The following is a 16927-nucleotide window of genomic DNA, read 5'->3' as shown; positions in this document are numbered from 1 at the left end:
GAAATGACATTACATTGTATGCAGGAAATAGGCTTTTGACATCCTTTAAAGAGAAAAAATCTCTTATCTGGCCCTCCGAATAATAAGCAGCTTCCATATTTCCTATATATATGGCACTAATGACAGCGATCATTCCGTTCCAAGGAAAGTGGTATTTCAGGATACAAAAAAGCTCCCACAAAACCATTAATGGTTTCGTAGAAGCTTCCTGCTAATACTATTGTATTCGTAAACCTATTCGTATACTTTCAGCCCATCGATTTCAACAAATTTACGGAACTCCTGCAGCAGGTGAGTCGTAATCGGACCCGCCTTGCCTTCGCCGATGACACGCGCATCTACTTCTCTTACAGCGATAACCTCGGCAGCGGTACCCGTGAAGAAGACTTCATCAGCCACGTACACATCATGAAGCGTAAATGGCTCCTCCTTTACGGTGTAGCCGATTTTGTGACAGATTTCGATAATTGCCGCACGAGTGATCCCTTCCAGCGCCCCGCAATAGCAAGGAGGCGTATAAACCGTCCCGCGCTTGACAATAAAGATGTTGTCCGAGGAGCCTTCGGCCACATACCCTTGCGAATTGAGCATGATGGCTTCACCCACTCCAGCGAGATTAGCCTGAATTTTGACCAGAATGTTATTTAAATAGTTCAGAGATTTGATCTTTGGGTTTAACGCATCAGGAACATTGCGCCGGGTAGATACGGAAACCGTCTTCAGCCCGTTCACGTAAGCTTCCTCCGGATAAATCGACAGCTGTTCGACAATTATGATTACATTTGCTTTAGGAGAACGCCGCGGATCCAAGCCCAAATCTCCAGGTCCACGCGAAACAACAAGACGGATATAGCCATCTTTCAGTCCGTTTCTCTTGATCGTCTCCACTAAAGCTTCCTCCATCTCTGAATAGGAAAGAGGAATATTCAGCATAATGGATTTAGCTGAATCGTACAGCCGGTCCAAGTGCTCCTTGCATTTGAAAATGTTGCCATTGTAGATCCGAATCCCTTCGAAGATCCCATCTCCATACAAAAAGCCATGGTCATAAACCGAGATAGTGGCATCTTCTTTCGTTACATATTCTCCATTCAAATAGATCCATTGTGCCATGGATGCCTACACCTCCAATTGTGCTGTATCAGTTGTTTCATATTTGTAACTGGGATAAGAGCCAAGAATGCGAAGCTGGCAGCCGAGAGCCTTGACTTCCTCGATAGCTGAGCACAGCAGGACAGAATCCATTGAAGCCTCAACATCAATGTAAAAATAATAGGTTCCAAGCTTCAGCTTAGTGGGACGTGATTCAATCTTGGACAGGTTGATCCTTCTCCAGGCAAAAGCGGACAACACCTGATGCAATGCTCCAGGATAATCCTCGGGAAGAGTAACCAATACCGTCGTCTTATAGTTATCGGCAGCCTTCAACGGCGGCGGGGAATTCCCTACCAGAATGAAGCGAGTGTAATTGTTGTGATGATCCGTAATATTGGACGCCAATACGTCCAAACCGTACAGCTTGGCAGCCAAGCTCGTACCGATCGCAGCTACATTCGCCGATTGCTGCTGCTGAACCCTTCTAACCCCTTCGGCCGTACTGCTGACAAATTCAAATTGAACCTCGGGCAAATGAGCTTTCAAAAATTCGCGGCATTGGGCAATAGCGACATCAATCGAAACAATCGTGTCGATCCCTTGGAACCCCTCGTCTCCCGCTGGCTTGTAACCGATTAAATTTTGCATCGAAGGATAAATCCATTCCGCCTGGATGGGCAGATGACCCATGACCAACTGGTCCACATGCAGCTTGACGGAGCCGTCAATCGTATTTTCTATCGGAATTACACTGACATCTGTCTCCCCGGTTACGGTTGCGTTATAAACATCCGAAATAAAATTATACGGAATGTATTCATAATTATCATTGTTAAAAAAATAGTGGGCAGATTCTTGAGATACCGTTCCCTCGGGTCCAAGAAAGGCTATTCGTGTCACCCCGGACCTCTCCTTTGTATAAAATATCAAGTTTTTCTTATGAATCTTATCACCTGTCCTGGGAAAATGCAAGGCAATGGAAGGTACATCCCGGATCGGCAATTAAGGAGCTGTAAAAAATAGGGCCGTATACAATGCGGCAGGCCTATCGTGTCCGAGCGCACACCTCTGCCGGCGCGGATTGCAGCGGGACATGAGCTTGGTCAAATCCCCTGTTGAATAGACCTTTGGCATAATATACAGCAAAACAATGCAGTGCGTGCTACAAATGGGCCTTGCGTGCCTAAAAACTAATACGATCCACCCATTTTTCCAACACTTTCACCTTTATTAGCTGGAGGCATTTCTCCATGTATAATGTTATCGAGGAAGCTTCGCTGCTCGTCCCATGAAGTGAGCACCTCCACCCCGGTTAAAGACGGCTTGAGCCACATCGTTCGGGCGGAAACTTCCTCAGCCTGTAAAGTTTCCAGCAGAAAATGCTCCAGATTAGATTTATGGCCGCTATCCGCATCAACCAGCGCTAGCAACGTAGGCCCCGCCCCGCTCAGCGCGACCCCCAGCGCTCCGAAGTCCGTCGCTTTATCCAGAATCGTCGTCATTCCAGGAATAAGCTGCGCCCGATACGGTTGATGGAGAACATCCTTCATCGCATGGCGGATATAATCATATCGCCCGCTGCAGAGGGCCGCGACTAGCAAGGAAGTATGGCTGACATTAAATACAGCATCCTTCAGCGGAACGTAGTCGGGCAGCACTTTCCGCGCTTTATCGGTTGATAAATGGAACTCCGGAATCGCGACAAGCACCTTCAGGTTCGGCTTGGGCTCGATTTTAATATATTCCGCCCGCTCCCCGTCCCAATAAGCCGCGATAATTCCTCCGAATAGCGATGCTCCTACGTTGTCGGGATGCTTCTCCAAAGCGCTCGACATTTGGAACAGCTTATCCGCCGACAACGGACTGCCGATTAATTGGTTGGCCGCTGCGAGCGCTCCAACGATGGCCGATGCACTGCTTCCGAGGCCGCGGGTAAGCGGAATATCGCTGTAAACCGATATTTCCAGATCCGGACATTCCACTTCCGCTTCTGCAAATACCATCTGAGCCACTTTATAAATCAAATTCGTTTTGTCCGTCGGCACCTGATCCATATGGTCTCCATATAGATGAATGCTCGTTGTCTCGGATCGACTCATCTCGATCCAGGCGTATAGATTAAGAGCCATTCCGAGACTGTCGAAGCCTGGTCCCAGGTTAGCTGTACTGGCGGGAACCCGGACCCGGACTTTCGCCTTGTTCATATCGTTCACTCCAGTTTCCATTTACGCTTCAAGCTTCCGGATCGCTTCCATGACCGCCTGCTCGTTGTCTTCAACGACCAACGGCTCTGCCTCTACACTCTTGATGGCAATATTCGGATCCTTCAGACCATGTCCGGTCAGTACACATACGACCGATTCGCCACCGGCAAAATAGCCTTCCTGCTTCAGCTTGATCACGCCGGCAATCGAAGCAGCCGATGCGGGTTCGGCGAATATCCCTTCCTTCGAAGCGATGGACCGGTAAGCGTGAACGATTTGCTCGTCAGTCACATAATTGATTTGGCCGCCGGATTCATTAGCCGCATTGACGGCACCCGACCAGGTGGCCGGATTCCCGATTCGGATCGCCGTAGCTACTGTTTCCGGATCACGGATTGGCTCTCCTTTAACAATCGCCATGGCCCCTTCGGCTTCAAATCCGATCATTTTCGGCAGGGCAGAAGCTTTGCCAAGCTGATGATACTCTTTGAACCCTTTCCAATAAGCCGTAATGTTCCCGGCATTGCCGACCGGAATAGCCAGATAGTCGGGAGCTTTGCCAAGCTGGTCACAAACTTCAAAAGCGGCCGTCTTTTGCCCTTCAATCCGGTATGGATTAACAGAGTTCACGAGTGTGATCGGATGCTTAGCCGTAATTTCGCGAACAATTTCCAAAGCACGATCGAAATTTCCTTCAATTGCGATGACTTTAGCTCCATAGATGATAGCCTGGGCCAGTTTGCCGAGAGCAATATTATTATTAGGGATCAAGACGATACAGTTCAAATTTCCTCGTGCCGCATAAGCTGCCGCCGCGGCCGATGTATTGCCGGTCGATGCACACATGATGGTCCGGCTGCCTTCCTCCATCGCCTTGGCTACCGCCATCACCATCCCCCGGTCCTTGAAAGATCCGGTCGGATTAAGTCCTTCGTATTTGAAATAAATATCCAGGTCCAATTCCTCGGACAGCTTCTCCGCATGGACGAGGGGTGTATTCCCCTCGTGCAGCGTAATCATCGGCGTATTCTCGTTGACAGGCAAATATGATTTGTAAGTTTCCAGCAATCCTAAATATCTCATAGTTCAGGCTCTCCTATATTGTCAGTTTTATAGTCTCTTGCCTCGGCTTAACCTTCTACCCGGTAGACGCTCTTCACTTTATGAACGACATCCAGGGTCTGGAAATCCTCCAGCACCTTCTTCATGCTTGCCTGATTGGCATCATGAGTAATGATAATAATTTCTGCCTTCGGATTGTGGGGATTTGGCTGCTGCAGCACCGATTCCAGACTAACCTCATGTTCCGCGAATACCTTCGCAATTTTGGCCAGCACTCCAGGATCATCTTCCACATGCAGCAAAATAAAGTTTTTGTAGTCCACCTGCTCATCGGATTTAAGCTTCTTTTCCTTGTATGGAGTAAAGAGCCTTCGTCCGCTAACCCCAAGATTCTGATTTTTGGCTACCGCCACCAAATCGGCGACAATCGAAGTAGCCGTAGGCAATTCCCCGGCTCCCGGGCCGTAGAACATCGTTTCGCCCACCGCTTCTCCATACACATACACCGCATTGAAAACCCCGTTGACGGAAGCCAATGGATGCGATTTTTTAACCATCGTCGGTTGCACGGTGACGCTGATCGAGTCATCCCGGCATTCAGCGATTCCGAGCAGCTTGACTTCATACCCGAGCTTCTGCCCGTACAGGATATCCTCTTTGGAGATAGAGCTGATTCCTCTTACACTCACATCATCAAGCGAAACTTGGACGTTAAAGCCAAGTGTCGCCAGAATGGTCATTTTTCTTGCGGCGTCCAACCCTTCCACATCAGAGGTGGGGTCGGCCTCGGCATAGCCTAATTGCTGCGCTTCCTTCAGCACCTCTTCATAGGAGACTCCTTCTTGACTCATCTTTGTCAAAATATAGTTGGTCGTCCCATTCACTATCCCCATAATTTTCGTAATTCGGTCGGAGGCAAAGCCTTCAATCAACGTGCGGATAATCGGAATGCCTCCCGCCACACTTGCTTCATAGAAGACATCACAGCTTTTATCAGCCGCTTTCGCCAGAATCTCCTGTCCATGCAGGGCCATCAAATCTTTATTGGCCGTGACGACATGCTTGCCTCGGGCAAGCGCCTCGAGGATGTATGTTTTGGCCGGCTCAATTCCGCCCATCACTTCTACAACCACATCAATGTCTTCATTATAAATAATTTCCCACGGATCCTCTGTCAGCTTGTCTTCGCTGACCGAAATGTTCCGCGCTTTGCTGCGGTCTTTCACCAACACCTTCTCTATCTTAAGCGGAGAGCCCGTTTGCATGACCAAATCTTCCTGATGGCCTTCCACAATCCGGACCACTCCAGTTCCTACCGTCCCCAAACCAAGCAATCCAACCTTTATCGGCTTCATCTGCGCTACCCCCATCTTCCTGTAGTTCCTTTTCTATTTTTACCTATTCAAAAGATCAGACAGGTTCATTCAACCTTGTCCGATGACAAGCGCTTTACGAACTCCATCCATTTCATTCAACGCCTTCAGCATCCCGCTGATGGGATCCTCCATTCTGGATGTATCGACGGATATGACGACATTGGCCATCCCTTGCAACGGAATCGTCTGATGAATGGTCAGGACATTTCCTTCAATACCTGCTATGCAGGCAAGGACTTTGGACAATATCCCGGATCGGTGCTCAAGATTCATCGATACGGTAACGATCCTTTCCTTATCGACTTTGCTTAAAGGGAAGATTCCATCTTTGTACTTATAAAAAGCACTGCGGCTGATTCCCACCTTATCCACCGCTTCATGAATCGTCTTCGCTTCCCCACGAGCGAGAAGCTCCTTGGCCTCCATCGTTTTAAGAACGGCTTCCGGCAATATATCTTCACGAACCAAATAAAAGGGGTCCTTGTTGTTTCCCTCCGACATACCGCCATTCGTCCTCCTCACACACACTTTTGTTCCTACCTAGTGGACATTATAACGGATTGCCGACGGCGTGGCAATAGGCAAATAATTAAACCCATTACTTTGCGGGGAGCCCCAGAACCTATATAACAGAAACCAACTGAAAACAAAAAAACGCAGCCTCGTCTTCTCATCGGAAAAGACGATCTGCACTGTAGCCTTTTGTCCGTCAGGATGTGGAGCTTAAGCTCCGGATGAGCATGGGGAAGGGTTAGCCCTGCTCCACAAATTCAAATTCATACTCACCGATCCGAATGATCTGACCGTCAGTTGCCCCTCGTTTGCGCAACTCATCGTCCACACCCATCTTGCGCATAATCCGGGCAAAGCGCATAACCGCATCATGGGAGCCAAATTGTGTCCGCTTCAGCAGATTTTCAATGGCCGGACTTTCGATGACAAAGGTTTCGTTCTCCCGGCGAATGGTAAACTCTTTTTCATCCTTCTGTTCATAGCGGTATATTTTTCGTTCCGCGACTTCCGCTACTTCCTCGACATGAGGTGCCTCGGGAATGGCATCCAGCTGATCTGCAATAGCGTAAATCAACTCTTTAATCCCTCGATGGGTAGCCGAAGAGATAGCGTACACCTTCTCCACCCCGTGGTTCTCAAGCAGCTGCTGGCTAAACCGCTGCAGCTTCTCTTCCGCCTCGGGTATGTCCATTTTATTGGCGACTACCAGCTGCGGCCTGTCCTCAAGCTTGGCGTTATACAGTCGGATTTCTTCGTTGATTTTCAACCAATCCGTATAAGGATCGCGTCCCTCTTCCTCCGTGACCGACATGTCTACGACATGGACAATAATCCGGGTACGCTCAATATGTCGCAAAAACTCATGTCCCAAGCCGACGCCTTCATGGGCCCCTTCAATCAGACCGGGCAGGTCGGCCATGACGAAGCTTCTGCCGTCGTCTGTATCGACAACTCCCAGATTCGGGGACAACGTTGTAAAGGGATAATCGGCAATTTTGGGGCGGGCGGCGGAAACGACGGAAAGCAGTGTTGATTTGCCAACACTCGGAAAGCCAACAAGCCCTACATCGGCCATTACCTTCAGCTCAAGGACGAGCCAGCGCTCCTCGCCTTCTTCTCCCCGCTCGGCAATTTCCGGAGCGGTATGCTTGGCAGTCACGAAGCGGGTGTTGCCCCGGCCTCCGCGGCCTCCCTTCGCCACCACAACTTCCTGACCGTGATTGGTCAGATCGGCAACGATTTCCTGAGTATTTTCATCGATGACGATCGTCCCCGGCGGTACCCGGACGATCAAATGCTCGGCGTTAGCTCCGTGCATTGTTTTATTCCGTCCCTTGATTCCCCGCGGGGCCTTAAAATGGCGTTGATAGCGAAAATCCATCAGCGTTCTCAGGCCTTCGTCGACCCGGAAGATGACATCGCCCCCCCGGCCTCCGTCGCCACCGGCCGGACCTCCCTCAGGAACGTATTTCTCCCGGCGAAAGGCAACGATCCCATCGCCTCCATCTCCGCCCTTGACGAATATTCTAGCTTTGTCTACAAACATAACCGGATCACCCCGACTTTCTCTCAAGCTTATTAGTCTGACGAATAAATACAATTACGGGACGTATCGATATTGGAACTCAACCCGCGGCATCACACCGATCCCGGACCAATACATTCGGAAAACGAAAGGTGAGAACGGCTTTATCTTCGTCGAGCTCTGCTTCCAGATGAGCCCGGCTGCCACACTTGCGCCTTAACTCCGAGACAGCTTCCCGCAGCTTGTCCACCCGGTAGCCCCCGCTATATACACAATCCAGAAGCAAATCCTCCATCTCGACACCAAGCTCGATGCTGAGCTGGTTCGGCTCCCCGTCGGTTTCTTCCGCACACCGGCAATAATGCTCAACCGTACTTTGCAGAACTTCCACAACCTGATCGGCCCCGACGGATAACTCGGCCAGATTAATTTCCTGCTCTACGCACATCTCCAATTCCAAGGGTCGCCGCTTTGTGCGGAACGACATTAAGTAAGCAATCAACGAGGAGGAGCCCAATTTAGCCATACAGCTCTCCTGATGCATTCTTACTCTTATATTATCCATATAAGGCTGCATGCTATCATACTTTTTAAGCTTTAACAGCCCAAGCAGCACTTGAAAGTCGTTCATCCAATCATGGCGGTGATGATTGACCGTCTGTACCAGGCGTTCGTCATGTGTACATTGCAAGCGTCTTCGCTCCAGCTCATAGAACGCATAACCACTTACCGCAAGCAGGGCTGCAACAACCCAACGCACATAGGAAGGCAACCCCACCGCGGCGAGCGTTAATAAAGAGCCCAAGAAAATAAGCATAGTCAAAGACCGCAAAATTTTCGTCCGATTCATGGCTTCGCACCGTCCCCCATGGATTCACATTGTTCAAGTATAGCATCTTCCTAATCGGACTTCATCTATATGCCTCGAAAATAGGGGATTAACGATTATGGCACAGAAGATGAATGCCTTATGTACGATATAGAGAGAGAAAAAACTCCGGCAGGAGCTGCCGGAGTCTTGTTCACCGTTGATTATCTTTCTACCGTTGCTGCGACAGGCGCATCCGTTGCCGGGTAGATGCTTACTTTTTTACGATCGCGACCCCAGCGTTCAAACTTGACCACGCCTTCCACTTTCGCAAAAAGAGTATCGTCGGAGCCGATTCCGACATTCGTTCCCGGATGGATTTTGGTTCCGCGTTGACGGACAAGAATGCTTCCGGCTGTCACCAGCTGACCATCGGCACGCTTCACGCCAAGGCGCTTGGCAATGCTGTCCCGGCCGTTCTTCGTGGAACCGACACCTTTCTTCGATGCGAATAACTGAAGATCCAACTTCAACATATCGGTCTACCTCCTTTTCCCGTTTAATTGACTGATCGTTATATAGGAACCGTAAGATTGTTCAATAGATTTCAGCGTGACGACCATCGCTTCCAACAGAAGCTGCAGCTTCTCCTCCTGCTCGTCAGGCAGTCTCTCTGGAAAACGAGCCGTAAGCCGGCCGCTCTTCATGACTGTATCCGACACAATGCCAAGCAGTTCCTCTATCGCGTTCACTGTCCCGATAGTAACCGCGGAAACGCCAGCGCACACGATGTCTTTGCCAGACTCGGCAAAATCGGCATGTCCCTGCACAGAGAAGGAGTGGATGGCATCGTCTGAAGTCCGCCTGTTAATGATGATTTTAATCATCGGCCGACCCGTTACGCCTGAATTTTCTCAATGACCACTTTAGTGTAGGGTTGACGGTGGCCTTGCTTGCGGCGGTAATTCTTCTTCGCCTTGTATTTGTAAACCAGTACTTTGCGGCCTTTGCCCTGCTTCTCTACCTTCGCAGAAACCGAAGCGCCGGAAACGACCGGAGATCCGATCGAAACGCCCTTGTCTCCCGAAACGAGAAGAACCCGGTCAAAAGTAACCACATCGCCTTCGTTCACATTCAGCTTCTCGATGTAAAGCGCATCGCCTTCTTGAACCTTGTACTGCTTTCCGCCAGTTTCAATAATTGCGTACATTCGTTGCACCTCCTCATGTCTCAGACTCGCCATCGTCCAGGTGGCCTTGCCCTTGCGAAATTCGGCACTTCGTACCCGACATGTGCGGTTACAGCATGTTGCAGCAACATACCTGAATCATTCTACCACATCGTCCTATGGAAAGCAACGTAAATGCGACAAAATTGCAACGAAAAGTGACGTGTCCTTTCGATGCTTTGCCGAGTACTTGCGAGAAACTCCGAAGAACTTCCCACAATGTGACGTACGCCTTCGAAGTTTTTCCGAGTACTTTGCGGGGAGCCTCGCCCCAGGACTGTCATCCGGTCAGCCGCGCGATGACCTCCTCCAATTCCATATCCAGCATGGAATCCAAACGCAGATCGCAGCTCTCGAATGGCAGTTGCTTCGTAAGCGTGTTAGGCACAATGACGCAGCGCATTCCGGCTCTGACGGCAGCCAATGCTCCGTTAGGGGAATCCTCGAAAGCAACCGCATGCTGCGGACGTACTCCGAATGCCTTCAATACTTGAAGATAGAGCTCGGGATCGGGTTTAACCTTAGCGGCATCTTCATGGGTGCGGATGCATTGAAAGTGCGTTAAACCGAGCTCCTCCAAATTTGGCATAACCCAGTTGTATGGCGCGCTGGACGCCAAGCCTATCTTCAAGCCCATGGCTTGAGCCGAAGCTAAATAATTCTCCACTCCAGGTCTGGCCATTTCGTGTAAGATCAAATCCGTGTAGATTTCCCAACGCCGCTTTCTCAAGCTTTCGCGGTCTAACGATTGGCCGATACATTCCTCAAGATAGGTATATGGACAGAACGAATGCATATCCCCTCCAATTCGTTGTCCATACATTAGCAATGGCAGCTCGACGCCATATTCTTTTAACAATTCCTCAAATGAATAATATTCATACGTCTCCGTATCCCTTATTAATCCGTCGAAATCAAAAACAACCGCCTCAATCATCGATACCCTCCTCCATTAAAGATCGAATCATCCGCAATATCTGCGATTGACCATGATCACGCAACGTACATCGCGCCTTGGGAAATCTCAATGAAGTGATAAATTACTTTAATGCATTACCAAGTTATCACATTGCCATGTCATCGTAGTATAATGATATCCGTTTGTTTCCAATTTGTAAATAACCCAGCAGAAACTAACGGTGCAAATTCCATTTAATGGTTCAGAATACACTGTCCAAAGGGATAATTACCGTTTTGAGCACAACTATAATGAAACTTGGTATAATATTTTTTATAGTCAGGACTTTTCCAAAAAAGGGAAGATTAAAGTGAATTTCTGCACTTTAGTTCCCCATTTTTCCAAGGGGCTTGCCTGCAATCCTCTGGGTAACAGCGGTTCGGGCGTCCAAACTTAACTTGCAGCGATAATTAAATGACTTCACTTTGAGATCTCGCGAAAAGGAGAGGATGGAATGAAGGAGTATATCGGGGGATGCTGTCAATGTGACAAAGAAGTGTATTGCATGGATGGCTTCCTCAATGGAGTTGTGGGGGATGATGGAGCTCTGTATTGCTTTGAATGCTACACAGACCTCCACACGCCTCCTGAGACAGCCCGGAGGGAAGGCCTTCCTCCGTTAGATTCTTGAGCGGTCGGGCGCCGGAGCCCCCGGCCCCGTACAGCCCGTACACAAATTTGCCTCTACCTGACACTCGTGGAAAGAATTCGACCGCTCCCTCCGCAATGCGGACAGCGGTTGTTGAATTGTTCATCTACGGCCGGCCGGCTTCTCTGACGGGTCAGTTCGAACAGCCCCAGCTTCGTCCAGCCCACGAGATTGGTCCGGGTTCGATCCCCGCTGACCCCTTCTCTCAGCGTCTCTTCGACGGCTTGCCGGTGGGCCTCCTGCTCCATATCGATGAAATCGATCAGCAGAATGCCGCCAAAATCCCGGAAGCGGATCAGCCGCGCAATCAGACTGGCAGCCTCCACATTAGTCGCGAAGGCGGTGTGCTCGAAATCGTCTTCTCCTGTATATTTGCCCGTATTCACATCAATGACGGTCAGTGCTTCCGTTCGATCAACAATAACATAACCTCCGCACTTCAACCAGATCTGTCGGCGGGACATGGCTTCCAATTCGCCGGCAATACCGTAGGCTTCAAAAAGCGGATGGCCGGAAGAATGAATCTTCACCCTGTCCGCCAGCTCGGGAGCCAGCTCGTTCAGCATGGCTTTTATTTCTTCCCCGGCCTGAGTGTTATCGACAATCCATTCGTCCACAGCATCGGTAAACAAATCTCTTACCAGGCGAGGCAAAAGCGAGAGATCCCGATACAACAAACGGGGAGCGGAACTGAGACGGGCCTTCTCCTCTACCTCTGACCAGACCTCTTTAAGCAGTCGGAAGTCATCCTTCAATACTTCCGCTGTCTGCCCTTGTGCAAGCGTCCGAACAATGATGCCGTCGCCCGGCTGGCGAATGTCATCCGCAATTTGTTTCAGACGAACTTTTTCCTCGGAGTCGTCAATTTTTCTTGAAACGGCCGAATAATCTGCCTCCGGAAGAAACACAAGCCACCGCCCCGGTATGGTGCAATGAGTCGTTACCCGGGCTCCTTTCGTTCCGACTGGTTCCTTCTTCACCTGAACGACCACGGTCTGCCCTTCTTTAACCAAATCGCGAATCGGAGGTTTGTCCTCCGGCTGTTTCTCCAAATGAGCAGGCAGCAGATCATCGATATATAAATAAGCGTTTTTCTCCAGGCCAATATCTACGAATGCAGCCTGAAGACCCGGCACCACATTGACAATCTTGCCTTTATATACATGCCCTGCCTTCTCCATTTCGGACGGACGCTCCACATAATATTCCATCAGTTGTCCGTCCTCGACGACGGCAATGCTGCATAAGCCTCGCCCGTTCTGAACTAATACTTGTTTCAAACGATCACCTCTGATCCATTAAGCCGCTATTCTTCATTTTACACGAACAGGTCGGAAATCGCATAATTCCTTTTTTTTTCACTAAAATAAAGATCGATCAGTCTCTGCTCCGGCACGACATGCCGGATCACCCCGCGCTCACTCATAATATAGATCAAGTGGTACTGTTCCCTCATAAATAACCTGATGATCTCCGGAACCCGATGGCTCCCGGACACAATAATCGGCTGAGCGATAGCTCCACGCATCCAATGTGCGGCAAATCGGTCGTGACGGCTCATCAAAAATCGAATGTATTGAAAAGGAAGATGACGATACCCGTACCAATTGGAATAAAGAAGGAACAGGCCGATGACCAGCAGGTTTAATTGAATTCCCCCTCCAGACCAAGGGAGCATGGCAATAACGACCAGGCCAACGCTCATAATAAGGCTTATCACAGTCGTAATGAACAAGGTGCGATGATAGGGCAATAGGTAACTGAGAGAAGCTTGCATGATTTTCCCTCCGTCCAACGGGAGAATCGGCAGCAGATTAAAAGCGCCCACCAACAAATTTGCCTTCATGAAATAAACCCACCATTCCGGATCGGATCCGCCCATCGCCATTATAAATAGAGCAAATAGAGCCATCCAGACATTCTGCAAGGGACCCGCCAACGCTACAATCAATTCTTCCCTGGCCGGAACATTCCCGCTTTCTTCCACGACCGCCACTCCCCCGAAGGGAAGCAGACGGACCTCCGTTACGTTCCATCCGAAGCTCTTGGCTGTAAATACATGCCCAAGCTCGTGAATGAATACGATGCCGAACAGGGTGAGCAGTTCCAGAAAATAGCCCGTAATCAGAGACAGGAGCATCATGACAACAAATAGAGGATGTAGACGATAGCGGGTTCCGAGCCACTTATTCAAAGGCAACCACATCCGCCGGGTTTATCGATTCCTCTTCCTTCTTAACGGCAAAATACAATTGCTGCGGCCAGCGGCCGGTTCCCGGTTGGGTCTTTCCGAGTAATTCCCCGCCCTCGATCCAGTCGTTGACTTCCCATAAATTCGATTTTAAATATCCATAAATAGACTGTAATCCATTCGCGTGACGAATCACGATCGTATAGCCTGTGTCTTCCATATAGCCGGCAAATTCAACTCTTCCTGTATCCATCGCATAGACCGGCGCTTCCCCTGTCGTCTGCACAACGATCCACGGCTCGGTTTCCGTAAAGGAAGAAATAATCGTTCCTTGCACCGGAACGGTAAAATGCCTGAGCTGAGGAGAGTTAACTTTATGGGCCTCCTGCTCCTTCTTGCCGCGAAAAGCCGGTAAAAAAGAAGGGGGGCCGCCAAAGGTCCGCTCATACCATCCGGCAAAGACGGTAAAGGGCATGTCCTCTGTCAAGGCAGTGCTTACCCAATGTCTGCCCTGAACCGCCCAAGGGTGCTCGAACTTGAACAACCCTCCAACGAGCAAGAAGCATATTATACTAATCAACAATTTCGCCCAAATGGTTTTACCGCTCGGGACAAACCGATTCCCCCCGGCTCCCCCCTCATCCGATTCCCGATTAGAGGAACGGACGGCGGCCTCCATCCATTGTCTTTGTCTGATCTTCCAAACATATTCCGGGTCAGACCACCTTTCATCCATTGGGGAGGGCGGTTCGATTACCGGAAGTGAAACCTTCGGTTGAATGCTGTCCGGACCGTCATTCTGGATCGATTTAATTCGCTCTTGTCTGCGCTGGCGCACATTGCTTTTTACTTCCACCACATACCCCTCCCGGTTTGGACTTGCCCTACTTCTAACGGCTTCTTCCATGCGGACTTATTAAATTCCACTTACTGCTTGTTTACTTCATCCTATGTCCGTTGGGGGAGGTTTATGAACAAGGTATTGTCTTCACTCCAAAGCTCGCCAAACAACAAAATAAGCCCCCGCTTCCGCCCCTTTTGATCGGTATGGCGAAAACAAGAGCTTACTAGCAAATATATATGTTGAACTAAAGAATAGCTCTCATTCCGTTCCGAAGGAAAGTGCCTCCGAAGCTTCAAACATCTTGTTTTGTATTCCTTCTATTTGGATGGGCCTTCGGATGGTAGGAATACAAAGCCAAAACTCGCCCTGGAAGCATCTTTCTTTCTCCACTTCATGACCTATTCAATCATTAGTTCAATTTATATAGTTTAGCTATTCTTGGAATTCTTCGGTGCGACTCTTCAGGTCATTGTTCAAGTTCATTCTCAGCATTACTGTCCAGCGTCACTCTTCTTCCGTATCCTGATGAATCTGAACACTTATTACGATGGCGATCGAAACCATGTTGATCAACAGCGACGTTCCTCCGTAGCTGATAAAAGGAAGCGTGATCCCGGTAACCGGCAACAGTCCGAACCACATGCCGATATTTTGAAAAATTTGAAAGACATACATGGATACGATTCCGATCACGACAAAGGAGCCTCGCCGGTCATTCGATTGCAGCGCAATCAGAATCATCCGATACAGAAAGCTGAACAGCAGCATAAGCAGCACCGCCGAGCCGACAAAGCCGAACTCCTCAGCGACGACAACAAAGATAGCATCCGAATACGCAACAGGAACGAAGTTGTTGTGAATCGAGTCTCCCTTGAGGTATCCGTCCCCCATCAAGGAACCGGAGCCGATAGCAATCTGGGCTCTCTCCAGGTGAAAACGCGCATCCTTATCCACCTGCTCCGGGTTTAAAAAAGTATCGATCCTTTTGACCCAGTGCCCTTTGTTATTGGCCTGCAGGTAGGCCTCGATCGGATCATGATAATGCTGGTACAAATAGTAGAACGAGCCTATGCAAACTGCTGCGATTACAGTTCCGATCAAGGCATGCTTGAACGGCACATTGCCGATCCACAGCATACCCAGCAGAATAGCCAAATAGATAACTGCATTGCCCAAGTCCGGCTGCTGGAAGACGAGGATAAACGGGACGAAGACGATCAACCCGATCGGGATGACATCCCTTATCGTCCGCAGCGATTCTCCCTGCCTCAGGCCCATGAAGGAAGCAATCACCATAATGAGGGCCAGCTTCATGAATTCCGCAGGCTGAAAATCGAAGTTGCCGGGAAGCTGATACCAGCCAATGGCCCCGTCGCGGACTACCCCCCATTTATACAGGCCCAGTAGCAGAAGGATTCCTAATCCGTAAGCGTACCAGGAGAACTTCATAATGAGCCGATAGTCGACTAACGATACGACCATAAAAAGCAGAAATCCCAGCCCGTAATATATGAAATTTTTAACATGAAAATTAAGATGAGCATACTTCGGCACATCAACCGTTGCGCTATAAATGAGAAGCGAGCTGATGATCATGAAGACACTAAGGATCAGAACGATATACCAATCGATCCTCTTAAGTTTAGCGAGCACGGTTAGATCATCCCATCCCGAAGAACTGTTTCATTTTTTTGAAAATGCCGGGCTTCTCTTCCAACGACAAGAGAGGCACGGTATCCCCTAGTATCCGACGGGCAATATTGCGATAGGCAAGAGCGGCCCGGGAGTCCGGATTCATCACCGTCGGCTCACCGGAATTGGCGGCTTTAATCACCTGCTCATCATCGGGCACAACCCCGAGCAAGTCGATGGCAAGAACCGAGCATATTTCGTCGATATCCAGCATCTCCCCTTTTTTCATCATACTTCCTTTAACTCGGTTGATGATCAGCTTGGGGGATTCGACGTTTTCCTTCTCCAATAGGCCAATAATCCGATCGGCGTCTCGTACAGCCGCATTCTCGGGGGTTGTAACGACGATGGCCTTATCCGCCCCGGCCACCGCATTCTTGAAGCCCTGTTCGATTCCCGCCGGACAATCAATGACAATAAACTCGAAATCTTTCTTCAGCTCCAACACAATATCGCGAACATTATCCGGAGACACGGAATGCTTGTCACTCGTTTGGGCGGCTGGCAGAAGGTACAGCTCCTCGAACCGTTTGTCCTTGATTAATGCCTGGCTAAGCCGGCATCGTCCTTCTACTACATCTACCAGATCATAGATGATCCGGTTTTCCAATCCCATGACGACGTCCAGGTTGCGCAGGCCGATATCGGTATCCACCATGCAAACTTTCTTGCCTTGGAGGGCCAAGGCAGTACCGACATTGGCGGACGTCGTCGTTTTGCCCACACCGCCTTTACCGGAAGTGACGACGATTGCCTCTCCCATATGCTCACTCCCATTTCCC

Annotated in this window: 17 protein-coding genes and 1 other annotated feature; all 17 genes read right to left on the bottom strand. The window is 49.6% G+C overall.

Going from position 1 to position 16927, the window contains the following annotated elements; all coding sequences use genetic code 11:
• Positions 1-234 precede the first annotated feature (234 nt).
• The 17 genes from ilvE to minD all read right to left on the bottom strand — a co-directional run bounded on the left by ilvE (position 235) and on the right by minD (position 16908).
• On the bottom strand, positions 235-1113 hold the full coding sequence (ilvE, locus tag KJS69_RS03020; RefSeq protein ID WP_213581516.1) for a branched-chain-amino-acid transaminase: 879 nt from the start codon (positions 1111-1113) through the stop codon (positions 235-237).
• A gap of 6 nt (positions 1114-1119) precedes the next feature.
• A complete protein-coding gene (gene pheA, locus KJS69_RS03015) occupies positions 1120-1995 on the bottom strand; it encodes a prephenate dehydratase (protein WP_213581515.1) in 876 nt (291 codons plus the stop codon).
• Between the two features lie 290 nt (positions 1996-2285).
• A complete protein-coding gene (gene thrB, locus KJS69_RS03010) occupies positions 2286-3299 on the bottom strand; it encodes a homoserine kinase (RefSeq protein ID WP_213581514.1) in 1014 nt (337 codons plus the stop codon).
• 21 nt (positions 3300-3320) lie between these two features.
• Positions 3321-4382 (bottom strand): threonine synthase, encoded by a 1062-nt coding sequence (thrC, locus tag KJS69_RS03005; RefSeq protein ID WP_213581513.1) that lies wholly within the window; start codon positions 4380-4382, stop codon positions 3321-3323.
• A 47-nt stretch (positions 4383-4429) separates the two neighbouring features.
• A complete protein-coding gene (locus KJS69_RS03000; protein WP_213581512.1) occupies positions 4430-5716 on the bottom strand; it encodes a homoserine dehydrogenase in 1287 nt (428 codons plus the stop codon).
• 69 nt (positions 5717-5785) lie between these two features.
• Positions 5786-6238 (bottom strand): ACT domain-containing protein, encoded by a 453-nt coding sequence (locus tag KJS69_RS02995; RefSeq protein ID WP_213581511.1) that lies wholly within the window; start codon positions 6236-6238, stop codon positions 5786-5788.
• Positions 6239-6488: 250 nt separating this feature from the next.
• Entirely contained in the window at positions 6489-7796 is a 1308-nt protein-coding gene (gene obgE / locus KJS69_RS02990; protein ID WP_213581510.1) for a GTPase ObgE, read from the bottom strand.
• A gap of 79 nt (positions 7797-7875) precedes the next feature.
• On the bottom strand, positions 7876-8625 hold the full coding sequence (locus tag KJS69_RS02985; RefSeq protein ID WP_213581509.1) for a Spo0B domain-containing protein: 750 nt from the start codon (positions 8623-8625) through the stop codon (positions 7876-7878).
• A 182-nt stretch (positions 8626-8807) separates the two neighbouring features.
• Positions 8808-9119: a 50S ribosomal protein L27 gene (rpmA, locus tag KJS69_RS02980; RefSeq protein ID WP_213581508.1), complete on the bottom strand. Its 312-nt coding sequence runs from the start codon at positions 9117-9119 to the stop codon at positions 8808-8810.
• Between the two features lie 6 nt (positions 9120-9125).
• Complete coding sequence (locus tag KJS69_RS02975; protein WP_213581507.1) at positions 9126-9470, bottom strand: ribosomal-processing cysteine protease Prp; 345 nt, start codon at positions 9468-9470, stop codon at positions 9126-9128.
• Positions 9471-9481: 11 nt separating this feature from the next.
• Positions 9482-9793, bottom strand: coding sequence for a 50S ribosomal protein L21 (gene rplU / locus KJS69_RS02970; RefSeq protein WP_213581506.1), 312 nt, complete (start codon positions 9791-9793; stop codon positions 9482-9484).
• Between the two features lie 12 nt (positions 9794-9805).
• Positions 9806-9893: a sequence feature (ribosomal protein L21 leader region), on the bottom strand.
• A 198-nt stretch (positions 9894-10091) separates the two neighbouring features.
• On the bottom strand, positions 10092-10748 hold the full coding sequence (locus KJS69_RS02965) for an HAD family hydrolase (protein WP_213581505.1): 657 nt from the start codon (positions 10746-10748) through the stop codon (positions 10092-10094).
• 705 nt (positions 10749-11453) lie between these two features.
• Positions 11454-12698, bottom strand: a complete 1245-nt coding sequence (locus KJS69_RS02960) for an Rne/Rng family ribonuclease (RefSeq protein WP_213581504.1) — start codon at positions 12696-12698, stop codon at positions 11454-11456.
• A 38-nt stretch (positions 12699-12736) separates the two neighbouring features.
• Positions 12737-13612, bottom strand: a complete 876-nt coding sequence (locus tag KJS69_RS02955) for a M50 family metallopeptidase (protein ID WP_249730324.1) — start codon at positions 13610-13612, stop codon at positions 12737-12739.
• Positions 13605-14465, bottom strand: a complete 861-nt coding sequence (locus KJS69_RS02950) for a M23 family metallopeptidase (RefSeq protein WP_213581502.1) — start codon at positions 14463-14465, stop codon at positions 13605-13607. Before KJS69_RS02950 ends, KJS69_RS02955 begins: the two co-directional genes overlap by 8 nt.
• A gap of 492 nt (positions 14466-14957) precedes the next feature.
• Complete coding sequence (locus KJS69_RS02945) at positions 14958-16106, bottom strand: FtsW/RodA/SpoVE family cell cycle protein (protein WP_213581501.1); 1149 nt, start codon at positions 16104-16106, stop codon at positions 14958-14960.
• A 7-nt stretch (positions 16107-16113) separates the two neighbouring features.
• Positions 16114-16908: a septum site-determining protein MinD gene (gene minD / locus KJS69_RS02940; protein ID WP_213581500.1), complete on the bottom strand. Its 795-nt coding sequence runs from the start codon at positions 16906-16908 to the stop codon at positions 16114-16116.
• Between the last annotated feature and the right edge of the window lie 19 nt (positions 16909-16927).

This window comes from Paenibacillus sp. J2TS4 (genome assembly GCF_018403245.1).
In the GTDB taxonomy this organism is placed as follows: Bacteria; Bacillota; Bacilli; order Paenibacillales; family NBRC-103111; genus Paenibacillus_L.
This window is presented reverse-complemented; position numbering and strand designations above follow the sequence as displayed.